This is a genomic window from Vibrio sp. JZG10 (assembly GCF_054064075.1).
Genome location: NZ_JBSUGE010000010.1, coordinates 69583 through 82655, shown reverse-complemented (window position 1 = coordinate 82655; position 13073 = coordinate 69583). Strand labels below are relative to the sequence as shown.

General features: G+C 45.6%; 15 protein-coding genes and 1 tRNA gene. 5 read left to right on the top strand and 11 right to left on the bottom strand.

The features are described from left to right. The 4 genes from ACWYVB_RS12780 to mutY form a co-directional block, all read right to left on the bottom strand. A tRNA-Phe gene (locus ACWYVB_RS12780) sits at window positions 1-73 on the bottom strand. A gap of 100 nt (window positions 74-173) precedes the next feature. Next, on the bottom strand, window positions 174-1313 hold the full coding sequence (gene mltC / locus ACWYVB_RS12775) for a membrane-bound lytic murein transglycosylase MltC (protein WP_005393998.1): 1140 nt from the start codon (window positions 1311-1313) through the stop codon (window positions 174-176). A gap of 78 nt (window positions 1314-1391) precedes the next feature. Then, the gene (locus tag ACWYVB_RS12770; RefSeq protein ID WP_005381002.1) at window positions 1392-1664 is read right to left on the bottom strand and encodes an oxidative damage protection protein; all 273 of its coding nucleotides are present in this window, start codon (window positions 1662-1664) and stop codon (window positions 1392-1394) included. 19 nt (window positions 1665-1683) lie between these two features. Further along, on the bottom strand, window positions 1684-2760 hold the full coding sequence (gene mutY, locus ACWYVB_RS12765; protein WP_074191812.1) for an A/G-specific adenine glycosylase: 1077 nt from the start codon (window positions 2758-2760) through the stop codon (window positions 1684-1686). A gap of 203 nt (window positions 2761-2963) precedes the next feature. Between mutY and trmB the strand changes: the two genes are divergently transcribed. The 3 genes from trmB (at window position 2964) to glsB (ending at window position 5748) form a co-directional block, all read left to right on the top strand. Then, the gene (gene trmB, locus ACWYVB_RS12760) at window positions 2964-3683 is read left to right on the top strand and encodes a tRNA (guanosine(46)-N7)-methyltransferase TrmB (protein ID WP_006743099.1); all 720 of its coding nucleotides are present in this window, start codon (window positions 2964-2966) and stop codon (window positions 3681-3683) included. Window positions 3684-3700: 17 nt separating this feature from the next. Further along, window positions 3701-4729 carry a TRM11 family SAM-dependent methyltransferase gene (locus tag ACWYVB_RS12755; protein WP_395222556.1) on the top strand — a complete coding sequence of 343 codons (1029 nt, stop codon included), beginning with the start codon at window positions 3701-3703 and terminating at the stop codon, window positions 4727-4729. A 98-nt stretch (window positions 4730-4827) separates the two neighbouring features. Then, entirely contained in the window at window positions 4828-5748 is a 921-nt protein-coding gene (glsB, locus tag ACWYVB_RS12750) for a glutaminase B (RefSeq protein WP_005393987.1), read from the top strand. A 59-nt stretch (window positions 5749-5807) separates the two neighbouring features. Here the strand turns inward: glsB and hemW are convergent, their stop codons facing one another. From hemW to ACWYVB_RS12715, 7 genes are all read right to left on the bottom strand, one after another. Further along, window positions 5808-6986, bottom strand: coding sequence for a radical SAM family heme chaperone HemW (gene hemW / locus ACWYVB_RS12745; protein WP_395222555.1), 1179 nt, complete (start codon window positions 6984-6986; stop codon window positions 5808-5810). A gap of 18 nt (window positions 6987-7004) precedes the next feature. Beyond that, window positions 7005-7607 carry an XTP/dITP diphosphatase gene (locus tag ACWYVB_RS12740; RefSeq protein ID WP_074191809.1) on the bottom strand — a complete coding sequence of 201 codons (603 nt, stop codon included), beginning with the start codon at window positions 7605-7607 and terminating at the stop codon, window positions 7005-7007. 118 nt (window positions 7608-7725) lie between these two features. Next, window positions 7726-8157 (bottom strand): DUF4426 domain-containing protein, encoded by a 432-nt coding sequence (locus ACWYVB_RS12735; RefSeq protein ID WP_005393982.1) that lies wholly within the window; start codon window positions 8155-8157, stop codon window positions 7726-7728. A 127-nt stretch (window positions 8158-8284) separates the two neighbouring features. Continuing rightward, window positions 8285-8575: a DUF167 family protein YggU gene (gene yggU / locus ACWYVB_RS12730; protein ID WP_005393980.1), complete on the bottom strand. Its 291-nt coding sequence runs from the start codon at window positions 8573-8575 to the stop codon at window positions 8285-8287. Next, window positions 8575-9132, bottom strand: a complete 558-nt coding sequence (locus ACWYVB_RS12725) for a YggT family protein (protein WP_012841393.1) — start codon at window positions 9130-9132, stop codon at window positions 8575-8577. The genes yggU and ACWYVB_RS12725 overlap by 1 nt, the downstream gene beginning before the upstream one ends. Window positions 9133-9184: 52 nt before the next feature. After that, window positions 9185-10003 (bottom strand): pyrroline-5-carboxylate reductase, encoded by an 819-nt coding sequence (gene proC / locus ACWYVB_RS12720; protein ID WP_012841394.1) that lies wholly within the window; start codon window positions 10001-10003, stop codon window positions 9185-9187. Window positions 10004-10160: 157 nt separating this feature from the next. Further along, window positions 10161-10862: a YggS family pyridoxal phosphate-dependent enzyme gene (locus ACWYVB_RS12715; protein WP_054575409.1), complete on the bottom strand. Its 702-nt coding sequence runs from the start codon at window positions 10860-10862 to the stop codon at window positions 10161-10163. A gap of 28 nt (window positions 10863-10890) precedes the next feature. Here ACWYVB_RS12715 and ACWYVB_RS12710 point away from each other — a divergent pair, with 28 nt between their 5' ends. Both ACWYVB_RS12710 and ACWYVB_RS12705 read left to right on the top strand, forming a co-directional pair. Further along, entirely contained in the window at window positions 10891-11931 is a 1041-nt protein-coding gene (locus ACWYVB_RS12710) for a type IV pilus twitching motility protein PilT (protein ID WP_395222554.1), read from the top strand. A 20-nt stretch (window positions 11932-11951) separates the two neighbouring features. After that, window positions 11952-13058 carry a PilT/PilU family type 4a pilus ATPase gene (locus ACWYVB_RS12705; protein WP_006743091.1) on the top strand — a complete coding sequence of 369 codons (1107 nt, stop codon included), beginning with the start codon at window positions 11952-11954 and terminating at the stop codon, window positions 13056-13058. The last annotated feature ends 15 nt before the right edge of the window (window positions 13059-13073 follow it).

Here is a 13073-nt window from a genome sequence, read left to right as displayed (position 1 = left end):
TGCCCGGAGGCGGAATCGAACCACCGACACGAGGATTTTCAATCCTCTGCTCTACCGACTGAGCTATCCGGGCGACGGAGCGCTATTAAACGGATTTTCCCGCTTTGCGTCAACCACTTTTTTTAAATAATTTCAAAAAAGTGCTTGTTCGAACGCTTTTTATTCAACTGTCACTACAAAGTTTGCTTTGAGTTAAATTCCTTTTTGAAATTTGTAACTTTTTCTAGGTAACGACGTGCTTCTGCGTTCGGATGTTTCTTAGTTAGTGCCCAATAAACTTGGTTGGGTTGCAACGAATTAAGATCTTGCATTGCGCGTTTGCGATCGCTGCGATGGAATGTGTTTAAAACACCTCCAGTACCGCCATTGTAAGCGGAAATCATACTGTACTCGAGAGAGGTAGGGTGATGGACTTCTCTTAAATAACGATTTTTTAAAATGTAGAAATACGCAGTACCGGTATCGATGTTGTTTTCTGGATTAAACAAATATTCAGGGCTTGGCTGGCCTGAGCGCTTTTTCACGAGCTTGAATACGTCTCGACCGGCGGTTTTAGGTACAACTTGCATTAAGCCATACGCATTTGCCCAACTTACTGCGTACGGGTTGAAGCTGCTCTCGGTTTTAATAATGGCGTATATCAAATCTTCTGGAATATCGTATTTCTTGGAAGCTCGGCGCACGATATCGGCGTATTGGTAGCTGCGTGTTGAAAAATGGTCTTCAACCATGGGGATTTCGACGTAATACGCTTTCTTGAAATCAACGTCTTTGGTCTTGATTTTGTTTGCGATGAGATACTCCGCAAATCGGTTTGCCCGCCAAGACCACTGAATTGGCTTATTGTCTTGGTCAACAACTTGTTTATACAGAAATGGTTGCCCTTCTAACGTGATTCCTTTTGAGGAGAACAAGTCGACGTGAGCTGGGTCGTCTGGCGTGAGTAAGGTAGTGACAATCGCCTCTTTGAGGTGCTTTTGGGGCTCGGTCGGTGATACGGTTTCAATCGTGATCACGCCTTTGCGAAAGTCGACTTCGGCACGGCTAAGGTAGTTATCGATATATTTGACGTAATTACTTTTGCCTGCGTACTTAATTTCTTTTTTACCCCAGCGCTTTTGAATGTTACCAGAGAAACTATTGATCAGGGCGTCCAACGCGGCGGTATCTTTTTCAAATTGTCCAGGTAGCTCAGCTAAATTATTGGCAAAACGGTTTGTGGGCTCGTAGTTGACGTCATAAATCTTTTCGACGAATTCACGGCTACAGCCAGCCATTAAAAGTGCGGCAGCAATAAAGACAATTTTTTTCATAAGTATCAGGGCTATTGAAGGTAATAGAAAAATGACACCACAAGTGGTTGTGATGTCATTGTTTTAACTCAAGCGACTTTATTCGCTCGGCGGTGTGTAACCTTCGATATGAACGTCTTTTCCTTCAAAGAGGAAGTTTACCATTTCTGTTTCGATCAGTTTTCGGTGCTCTGGATCCATCATGTTGAGTTTCTTTTCGTTGATCAACATGGTTTGTTTGTGTTGCCACTGAGCCCACGCTTCTTTCGAGATGTTGTCGAAAATGCGTTTACCTAGTTCACCAGGGTAAAGTTGAAAGTCTAGACCTTCGCCTTCTTTTTTTAGTCGAGCACAAAATACAGTGCGGCTCATAATGACTCCTTGTATTCAATTAACGAAGTTCGTGGGGTAGCGCTTCCAGCAATAGTTTTACTGGCGCGGCTAAACCGACTTCTTCAGGTTTAGATAAGTTATACCAAAGACCTTTGTTGCCTTCCATTATCACGTCCGGTTGCTTTGATAAATCAATCAAAATTGGCGTGATATCGAGGTGGTAATGGCTAAAGGTATGGCGAAAGGTAATCAGTGTTTGCTGCTGCTTGATATTGCTGGCTTGAATGCCACGTTGATCCAGTAGCAATTCAATGTCGCTTTCTACATCCACATGTTCGGTTTGTGGGAAGCAAAATAAGCCACCCCAAATGCCTGTTTGTGGTCTTTGTTCTAACCACACTTCATGACCATTTTCGGTGTTGTGGTGAAGCATTACAAAACGAGTTTGCTTGATTGGCTTGTCTTTTTTCGGTTTTTTACCCGGGTAATCGAGCACATTGCCTTGTTGTTTTGCCACACACAGATCCGCAACAGGGCAGAGGCTACATTTGGGTTTGCTGCGTGTGCAGACCATTGCGCCCATGTCCATCATTGCCTGGTTATACTTATCTACGTCCGTTTGTGGGGTATGCGTTTCGGCAATTTCCCACAGCTGGTTTTCAACCTTTTTTTGTCCTGGCCATCCTTCGACTGCGAAACAGCGGGATAGGGTGCGCTTCACGTTGCCATCGAGAATCGCATGTGGTTGTTTATACACAGACGATAAAACGGCGGCTGCGGTAGAGCGGCCAATCCCCGGTAAGGCGTTCATTTTCTCTATATCAAGAGGAAACTCACCATTGTATGTAGAGGCGACCTCTTGTGCTGCTTTGTGAAGGTTACGGGCTCGGGCGTAATACCCTAAGCCAGTCCAAAGGTGTAGGACTTCATCTTGCTCAGCATTGGCAAGATCGATAACGGTTGGAAAACGCTCCAAGAAACGTTGGTAATACGGAATAACCGTAGTGACCTGAGTTTGCTGAAGCATGATTTCAGACAACCAGACACTGTATGCGGTCTTATTTTGTTGCCACGGAAGATCTTTTCTTCCATATGCGTCATACCATTCTAGGATGGCATTGGCGAAAGGTGTCACGACTTGCTCTGTATTCTATTATTGGTTAGGTGCAAAATTGCACCACATAATGGGCAAGAAGTACAACGGATAAACAGTAGGGATATAAAGAGGTGTGCTATTGCTTTTGGACTGCCATAGGCCAAGAGCTCAACAAATACTTGCACCTCAGTAAATTCTTTGGATAATCCCCGCTTTGATTAATCAATGTGCAGGCAAAATCAATGAGTGAAGTAACCACTAACGAATACAACGAAGACGGAAAGCTGATCCGCAAAATCCGCAGCTTTGTGCGCCGTGAAGGGCGTTTGACTAAAGGTCAAGAGAGCGCGATGAATGAATGCTGGCCAACGATGGGTATTGACTTCAAAGCTGAACTTCTCGATTGGAAAGAAGTGTTTGGTAACGACAACCCCGTTGTACTAGAGATCGGTTTTGGTATGGGTGCTTCATTGGTTGAAATGGCAAAGAATGCACCAGAGAAGAACTTCATTGGTATCGAAGTACACAGCCCGGGTGTTGGTGCTTGTCTTGCGGATGCGCGTGAGGCGGGAGTTACTAACCTGCGTGTGATGTGCCATGACGCAGTGGAAGTGTTTGAGCATATGATTCCAAACGGCAGCCTATCGACACTGCAGTTGTTCTTCCCAGACCCTTGGCACAAGAAACGTCACCACAAGCGTCGCATCGTTCAATTAGGTTTTGCTGAAATGGTTCGTGAGAAGCTGATCCCTAATGAAGGTATTTTCCACATGGCGACAGACTGGGAAAACTACGCAGAGCACATGATTGAAGTTATGAACCAAGCGCCAGGTTTCGAAAACATTGCTAAAGATGGTGATTTCGTTCCTCGTCCAGACGACCGTCCTTTAACGAAGTTTGAAGCTCGTGGTCATCGTCTTGGTCACGGTGTGTGGGATATCAAATATAAGCGTATCGCGTAACTAGAGGAGTTCATGGGATGTACCATTACGCGATATTAGCGAATCCGGGCCATAACCGAATTTACTTTGATAGCGCAATGACCATTGCCTGTTCAGAGCTAAAAGCAATTTTAGCTTCACAAGGCGTGGATGTGACAGAAATTGGTAGTAAAGAGGTTGGCTTACCTGCAGCGTTGGTGTTTTCTTGTCAGGAAGCTCTAAGCGATGAGCAGACGCGAAGAATCGCAGCCTCTTCGATTTACTATGCACTATTTGAAGTGCGCGAAGATGGTTTACTTCGACCAATTCAAGCGCCAGCGTTCAATACTTTCCCGGAAAGCATGAGTCAGATTCTGCGTTATACCGGGAAAACAAACGAGCAGTTTACTCGCTTGATGGTGAATATCGGCATTAGTGTGTCCAATACGGGAAGTGAGCAGCTAACCTTAATGGATCCAATGTGTGGTAAAGGTACAACCTTGTTTGAAGGCTTGATCCATGGTTTGAACGTGGTGGGGGTAGAGATCAATGCCAAGTGGGTGCAAGAGATCCAGACCTTTATCGTTAAGTTCATGAAGAATGGTCGCTTTAAGCACAAAGTGAGCAAAGAAAAGCGCACTGCGGGTGGCAAGAAAGTGGCGGATGGTTTCGTGGTTGAAGCTGCAGCAAATAAAGAAGATTACAACCAAGGCAATCTTCAGTTTATGAAGCTGTATTCGGCTGATACACGTATCGCTGATCAAGTCGTGAAAAAGAACTCAGTTGATGTGATGGTGTCTGATCTGCCTTATGGTGTGCAGCACGGCAGCAAAAATGCCAAGGACAGCAAACTGAACCGGAGCCCACTAGAGCTTTTAAAAGAGGCTCTGCCTGCATGGAAAGTGGTACTGAAAAAACAAGGTTCAGTGGTGTTGTCTTTCAATGAATTTACATTGAAATGGAAAGATGTCGCGGCATTATTTGAAGAGCAAGGTTGGAAGGTACTTTCAGAAGAGCCTTACATCGGTTATCTTCACCGTGTTGATCAATCTATCAACCGCAATATTATTGTGGCAGTAAAACCATAATCGACTTGAGTCGAACGAACCCTATGGAAAAGCCAACGACACGTTGGCTTTTTTTACCTCTGAGCTCAACGAGTTCTCTTGTAAATAGAAGGTAGAGAATGAAACCGACAGTGGAAATTTTGACAGATATTTTGGCGGAAGTGCGTCCTTTAATCGGCCAAGGTAAAGTGGCTGATTACATTCCTGCTCTGGCAAAAGTACCCAGCAACAAGTTAGGTATTGCGGTATACACCAACGAAGGTGAGGTTATCAAGGCGGGCGATGCCGATGAACCTTTCTCTATCCAATCTATTTCAAAAGCATTGAGCTTGACGTTAGCGATGTGCTTGTACAAGCAAGAAGAAATTTGGTCTCGAGTGGGAAAAGAGCCTTCGGGGCAGGCATTTAATTCGCTAATCCAGCTAGAAATGGAGCAAGGTATTCCTCGCAATCCTTTTATTAATGCTGGAGCGATAGTTGTGGCGGATCTGTTGCAAACTCGCTTATCTGCACCTCGTCAGCGCCTATTGGAATTTGTACGTCAGCTTTCTGGTGATACTCATATTGTGTATGACAAAGTCGTCGCGGCATCCGAAATGATGCATGGTGATCGTAATGCGGCGATTGCATATCTCATGCGCTCGTTTGGCAACTTCGAAAATGAAGTGATTCCAGTGCTGCAAAACTACTTCCACGCTTGTGCGCTGAAGATGAGCTGTGTCGACTTGGCTAAAACGTTTAGCTATTTGGCAAATAAGGGCACATCGGTACAAACGGGTAAGCCCGTTGTTTCTCCCGTGCAAACCAAACAACTTAATGCACTGTTAGCAACGTGTGGCCTGTATGATGGCGCGGGCGAGTTTGCTTATCGTGTTGGCATGCCTGGTAAGTCTGGCGTCGGTGGTGGCATTATCGCGGTAGTACCTGGCGAAATGACCATTGCAGTATGGTCTCCAGAGCTTGACCCTTCAGGTAACTCGCTTGCTGGCACTAAGGCGCTTGAGTTGCTATCGGAGCGAATTGGCCGTTCGATTTTCTAATGTTGAAGTTCTATATAAAAAGCCTCTCAATTGAGAGGCTTTTTTGTTTTTGGGCTGCGTTACTCTTCGCTTTCTTCGGCCATAAAGGCTTCGAGCAAATCATTAAGGAAGAGCTTACCTTTTTCAGTTATTTGCCAATGAGTGGCGGTTTCACTCAAGTAGCTCATTTCTAACGCCCAATCGATGGTTTCTTGAATCGTACTGAGCGGCAAGCCTGTGGTGTCCACGTAATCTTGCTTCGGGCATGCTTCCATTAAGCGGAATCGGTTCATGAAAAACTCGAAAGGACGGTCTTTATCCGCGACGACATGTTCTGTATGCAGATAAGGTTTGACCATATTTTGATAAGCCGCTAAATAGCCACGCGGGTGTTTTACCTTCGTCGTTCGAATAATACGTCCGTCGGTAAAACTGAGTTTGCCATGGGAGCCACAACCGATACCAAGGTAATCGCCAAAGCGCCAGTAGTTGAGGTTGTGCTGACACTGATAGCCCGGCTTGCTGTAACCTGAGATTTCATATTGCACATAACCCGCGGCTGCAAGTTTTTGGTGTCCGAGCTCGAAAATATCCCACAAATCATCATCATCAGGTAGCGTTGGTGGCTTGTAGTAAAACATGGTGTTTGGCTCGATAGTGAGCTGATACCAAGAAAGATGCGGCGGTGCCAACTCAATCGCTTTGTCCAAATCTGCCAAGGCTTGTTCGATGCTTTGAACAGGTAAGCCGTGCATGAGATCGAGGTTAAAGCTGTTCAAACCGATTTGGTGCGCTAATTTAGCAGCATTGACGGCTTCGTCTTGGCCGTGAATGCGCCCCAAGCGCTCAAGCTTCTGTTGCTCAAAGCTTTGCACGCCGATAGAGATACGCGTTACACCAGCTTTGCGGTAGCCAACAAAACGCTCTGCTTCGATGGTACCTGGGTTCGCTTCCATGGTGATTTCGATTTCAGGCTTAAACGGAATACGCGCTTCAATGCCCTTAAGTAGACGCTCGATGCCTTCTGCCGAAATCAAACTCGGCGTACCACCACCAATGAAGATTGAATGCAGTGGACGTGGCGCTTCGTTAAGGAGGTATTTCTCAATGTCGGTATCCAAATCTTCTAGAAGGGCACTGATGTACTCTTCTTCTGGAATCTCGGTTTTGAGCGCGTGAGAGTTAAAGTCGCAATACGGGCACTTTTGTACACACCAAGGGATGTGTACATACAAGCTGAGTGCTGGGGGCGTTAACATGGTCTAATTCGCTCGTGATTACTGAGACACTTGCTCAGACAGTTGAGCAAACAACGACTTGAGCGCTTTACCGCGGTGAGACAGTTGTTTTTTACGTGCAGGTTCAAGTTCGGCTGACGCACAGTTGTTTTCAGGAACAAAGAAGATTGGGTCGTAGCCAAAGCCATTTTCACCGTGTGCTTCAGTTAGAATGCGGCCTTCCCATTTACCGTGGCAGACGATAGGCGTTGGGTCGTTCTCGTGGCGCATGAGGACTAATACGCAGTGGAAACGTGCTGTACGTTCTGCTTCTGGTACGCCTTCCATTGCCGCTAGCAATTTTTCTAGATTCTCTTGATCAGATGCGTTCTCGCCTGCGTAACGTGCAGAGTAAATGCCCGGAGCGCCTTTTAAGAAATCGACTTCTAAGCCAGAGTCGTCTGCAATCGCAGGAAGCCCTGTTTCTTGTGCGGCATGGCGAGCTTTAATGATTGCGTTTTCAATGAACGTTGTGCCCGTTTCAGCTACTTCCGATACATTGAATTCACTTTGCGCTAATACTTCAAAGCCGAAGTCAGACAACAAATCTGCCATTTCACGAACTTTGCCTTGGTTACCAGTTGCTAGCACAATTTTTTTCATGGGAATCTCTTTTAATAGTGATAGAGGAGAACAAATCGTTCTCCTCTAGATATTCTTTAACTAATAAGTGGTTTTTAGCCTGCTTAGATCCAAAAGCTTTTGGATCATCACAACCCAATTACTCTTCAACATAAAACTTCTGGGTGAATTTAAGCTTACCTGAGCCTTTGTTTCCAGCTTTTACGTCAATATCGAAAGTAAAAGTTTCTTCGTGGGTAATTGGCAGTTCGGCTAAATAGTATATCGCATTGCCTTCTTTGACTTCACGAAAGGACAAGGTCTGAGTTTGGCCGATGAGGTTTTTCGCGCGTCCAGCAATTTTTGCTTCTAATGCAGGTTTACCCAATGAAGCTCTATCTAGCACGCTAATATTAACCACAGCGAGGTATCCATTACGCTTGATATCGTAGCTACGTGCGACTTTCGGTGTTAAGAATGTCGAGTTAAACGCGACATAGTGTACTTCGATATCTTTCATATTTTTAAACTGATCGGCGAAGCTTGGTAACGACAATAGGCTGATCAGTAATGCGGTAATCCATTTGCTCATTGTTACTTCCTCAAAGCACTTGTTATAAAACAACCATAGCCGCAATTTTACCTTGGTCACGGGGGAAAAATGCGAACTCAGTCATTGGTACTAGTAAGTGTGGTACAAAATTGTAAATAAAAAGCCATCATAAGATGGCTTTAATTTCTGTCGGTATCTGGGTAGGTGATTCTATCCGAATTTGTTTGTGCCGTCCTAATTCACCTTTTTCTATGTGAACCAAACCCTTAGCGATTTTAAACTGCTTGGCTAAGAACTTAGTGAGGTGCGCATTAGCTTTGCCATCGACAGGTGGAGCAGTAATGGCGATTTTGAGCTCTTCACCATGCAAGCCAACAATTTTATCGCGGCTTGCTTTAGGTTGAATATAGAGCTTTAGGATGATGTCCTCGCCATCTTGCCAAACTGCGGCTGACATTATAACTGGAACCAAATTGGACCAATGATATCACCCATCAAGAAGTTCGCGAACTGCAAGCCGATAAACAGTACCAGTACGCTCAAATCAAGACCACCAATAGCCGGAATAATACGACGGATTGGTGCGCACATTGGCTCGGTTAATTGATGGAATACGTACTCGATAGGGCTGCGACCTTGGCTTACCCAGCTCAAAATTGCACGGATCAATAGTACCCAGAACAGCAGACCTCCAGCGGCTTTGATTAATGATAACAAGCCTAAGAACAAGAAATCAGCGCTGAAAGAGACGGAACCGTTCGAAGCTATCAGGATCAGAACGACAAATTTAAGCACACACAACACGTAGGCAAACAACACGGTTGCTAGGTCAATATTCCCCACGGAAGGGATAATGCGGCGCAGTGGGCCAATGACCGGTTGAGTCGCTTTTACTATGAATTGCGAGAATGGGTTGTAGAAGTCTGCGCGTGCAGCTTGCAACCAAATTCGCAAAATTACGACCATGATGTACAGGTCAAATAGGGTTGAGATGAGAAAACTCATTGAATTCATAAGGTACCCTTAACAAGTGATGGATGATACTAAACGGAGTTCATCCAAATAATTAAAACAGTTTTTCCATTTCTTCCGCGCGAGCCACAGCAGCTTGCATGGCTTTAGCAACAATATCTGAAAGTTGATGTTCGTTGAATGTACGCAGTGCTTCTGCCGTAGTCCCACCTTTCGATGTCACGTTCTCACGCAGGGTCGATAGCTCAGTTTCTGGGTTGCTAACCACCATACTGGCCGCGCCCAATGCAGCTTGCTGAACCAATAGTCGAGCGGTGTCTTTATCAAAACCTTGAGCAATCGCTTCTGCTTGCATCGCCTCCATAAACAGGAAGAAGTATGCCGGAGCACTGCCTGCTGCGGCAATCACATTATTGATGCCAGACTCTTGCTCAACCCAACATACTTTACCGACCGCTTCCATTAACTCTGCGGCAAAAGCTTTGTCTTGCTCAGTTACATGGGCTGGTGCGAATAAACCACTCATGCCCAACCCAAGTTGTGATGGCGTATTTGGCATAACACGAACCAAGTTCAATTTGGTGTCTAGCATATCATCCAATCGTGAACAGTTGATGCCAGCGGCAATAGAAATCACCAGTTTATTAGTGAAATCGATCGCTTGCAGTGGTTTACAAACATCAGCCATCATTTGCGGTTTCACAGACAATACCACCACATCCGCCTCGGTCGCAGCTTGGATGTTATCGCTGGTGGTACGGATGCCAAAATCTTGTTCTAGCGGAAGACGGCGTGCCTCTGAAGGCGCTGTCGCGGTAATGTTTTGCGCTGGGTATCCGTTAGCAACCAAGCCAGAAACAATGGCTCTCACCATGTTGCCAGCACCAATGAAGGCGATTTTTTTATGTTCCATTTGTCTGATTTCCATCATGATATTTAGAGTTTGTTGTGCGCTCAGGTGTATAATGGCGCCGCTGTTACTTACTGCTCCTATTGGCGAGTAAGATGATTGCGCGATTTACTCTTTAATTTAACGACGAATTTATGTCGCGAGTGAGCGTTTTGTTAATTTAGCTGTAGTCTCGTGCGCCGAAAATAGCGGTTCCAATACGAACCATTGTACTACCAGCTTCGATTGCAGCGGTCATATCACCACTCATTCCCATTGATAATGTATCGATTTCTGGGAACTGAGCTTCGAGTGTTTGCTTCAATGTGGCCAACTTCTGAAACTCATGAAGTTGTGATTCGTAGTCAGACACGTTGGCAGGAATCGACATCAACCCTCTTAAAGTGAGGTTGGGTAGGCGAGAAATCAACTCCGCCAGCTCGAATACTTCCGCTTCGGTGACACCAGACTTAGATGCTTCACCACTGGTGTTAACCTGAATCAGAACTTGTAGCGGTTTAAGTTCACTGGGACGCTGATCATTCAGGCGTTGAGCAATCTTGGTTCGATCGATGGTGTGAACCCAATCGAAATGTTCAGCAACAAGTCGCGATTTATTCGACTGAATCGGGCCAATGAAGTGCCATTCGATTCGATTATCTGGATAATGCTCGGCAAAGTGCTGAACTTTACTGACGCCCTCTTGGACGTAGTTTTCACCAAAGGCGGTTTGTCCCGCTTGGTAGGCTTCGAGAATTGCCTCGACAGGTTTAGTTTTGCTTACCGCTAGAAGTTGCACTGACTCTGGAGTTCGACCACATTTTTGCTCGTCATATCGAATTTGAGAGGTGATATGTTCAATATTTTGTTGAATACTACTCATAGCTGTACTTTAGACTTAAGGATTTTAAATGGATATCACTGAGTTACTGGATTTTAGTGTAAAACATAATGCCTCAGATCTACATCTTTCTGCAGGTGTCCCACCAATGGTTCGTATTGATGGGGATGTGAGAAAACTAGGCATTCCAGCGTTTACACACCAAGAAGTGCATCGTTTGGTTTTCGAAATCATGAACGATGCCCAACGCAGTGAGTTCGAAGAAAAACTCGAAGTCGACTTCTCTTTTGAGTTGCATAACGTTGGTCGTTTCCGTGTCAACGCTTTCAACCAATCTCGTGGCTGTGCGGCAGTATTCCGTACCATTCCAAGTAGCATTCCAACTTTGGAAGAGCTGGAAGCTCCCGAGATCTTCAAAAAAATTGCGAACGCTGAAAAAGGCTTAGTTCTGGTTACTGGCCCAACAGGTTCTGGTAAATCGACGACCTTAGCAGCCATTGTTGACTACATTAACCGTAATCACAACAAGCACGTACTCACAATTGAAGATCCGATTGAATTTGTTCACAACCACAATAAATGTTTGATCAACCAGCGTGAAGTACACCGTGATACGCATAGTTTCCAAAACGCACTGCGCAGCGCATTACGTGAAGACCCGGATGTCATTCTGGTTGGTGAGATGCGTGACAAAGAAACCATCAGTCTTGCGTTAACGGCGGCGGAAACGGGGCACTTAGTGTTCGGCACGTTACACACCAGCTCGGCGGCAAAAACCATTGACCGTATTATCGATGTGTTCCCTGGCAGCGATAAAGACATGGTGCGCTCGATGCTTTCTGAATCCCTTCGTTCGGTTATCGCACAAAAATTATTGAAACGTAATGGTGGTGGCCGTATTGCATGCCATGAAATCATGATGGCAACGCCTGCGATTCGTAACTTGATCCGTGAAGACAAAGTCGCGCAGATGTATTCGATCATTCAAACTGGTGCGGCTCACGGCATGCAAACCATGGAGCAAAATGCTCGTCAGTTAATGGCACAAGGTATGGTCGCTCGTGAAGAGGTCGATAGTAAGATCGGGTTAGAAGTGCAGCAATTCTCGTAATACGTAGGTGAACACGGAAGATGGATCTAAATAAATTTCTCGAAGGTATGCTGGCGCTGAAAGCGTCGGATCTTTACATCACGGTTGGTGCGCCAATTTTGTTTCGCGTGGATGGCGAATTGCGACCACAGGGTGAAAAACTTACCGAGAGTGATGTCGCGGCATTACTCGACAGCGCTATGGAGCCAGATCGGCGTCAGGAATTTCGTAAAAGTCGTGAGTCGAATTTTGCCATTGTGAGAGATTGTGGCCGCTTCCGTGTTAGTGCCTTTTTTCAACGGGAATTACCGGGTGCGGTGATTCGTCGTATTGAAACCAATATTCCCACCTTTGAGCAATTAAAGTTACCGTTAGTGTTGCAAGATTTAGCGATAGCCAAGCGTGGTTTGGTGCTGGTGGTTGGTGCTACCGGGTCAGGTAAGTCCACCACAATGGCGGCAATGACGGGCTATCGAAACAGCAACAAGACGGGGCACATTTTGACGGTCGAAGATCCGATCGAATTCGTGCATGAGCACAAGCGCTGTATCGTGACTCAACGCGAAGTTGGGTTAGATACGGAAAGCTATGAAGTTGCGCTTAAAAACTCGCTGCGTCAAGCGCCAGATATGATTTTGATTGGCGAGATCCGTAGCCGTGAAACAATGGAATACGCGATGACATTCGCTGAAACAGGTCACCTGTGTATGGCAACTTTGCACGCCAACAACGCCAACCAAGCCTTAGAGCGTATTCTTCACTTGGTACCGAAAGATCAAAAAGAACAATTCTTGTTTGATTTGTCGATGAACCTAAAAGGTGTGGTTGGTCAGCAGCTGATCCGAGATAAGAATGGGCAGGGGCGTCATGGTGTGTTTGAGATCTTGCTAAATAGCCCACGTGTGTCGGATTTGATCCGTCGCGGAGATTTGCATGAGTTGAAGTCAACCATGGCTCGCTCAAATGAGTTTGGTATGCTGACGTTCGATCAATCTCTTTATAAGTTGGTGATGCAAGGTAAGATCAGCGAAGAGGACGCGCTGCACAGTGCTGATTCGGCGAATGATTTGCGCTTGATGTTGAAAACACAGCGTGGCGAAGCATTCTCTACGGGCAGTCTTGCTAACGTTAAGATCGATATGGATTAAGCGTGTTTAGACGAA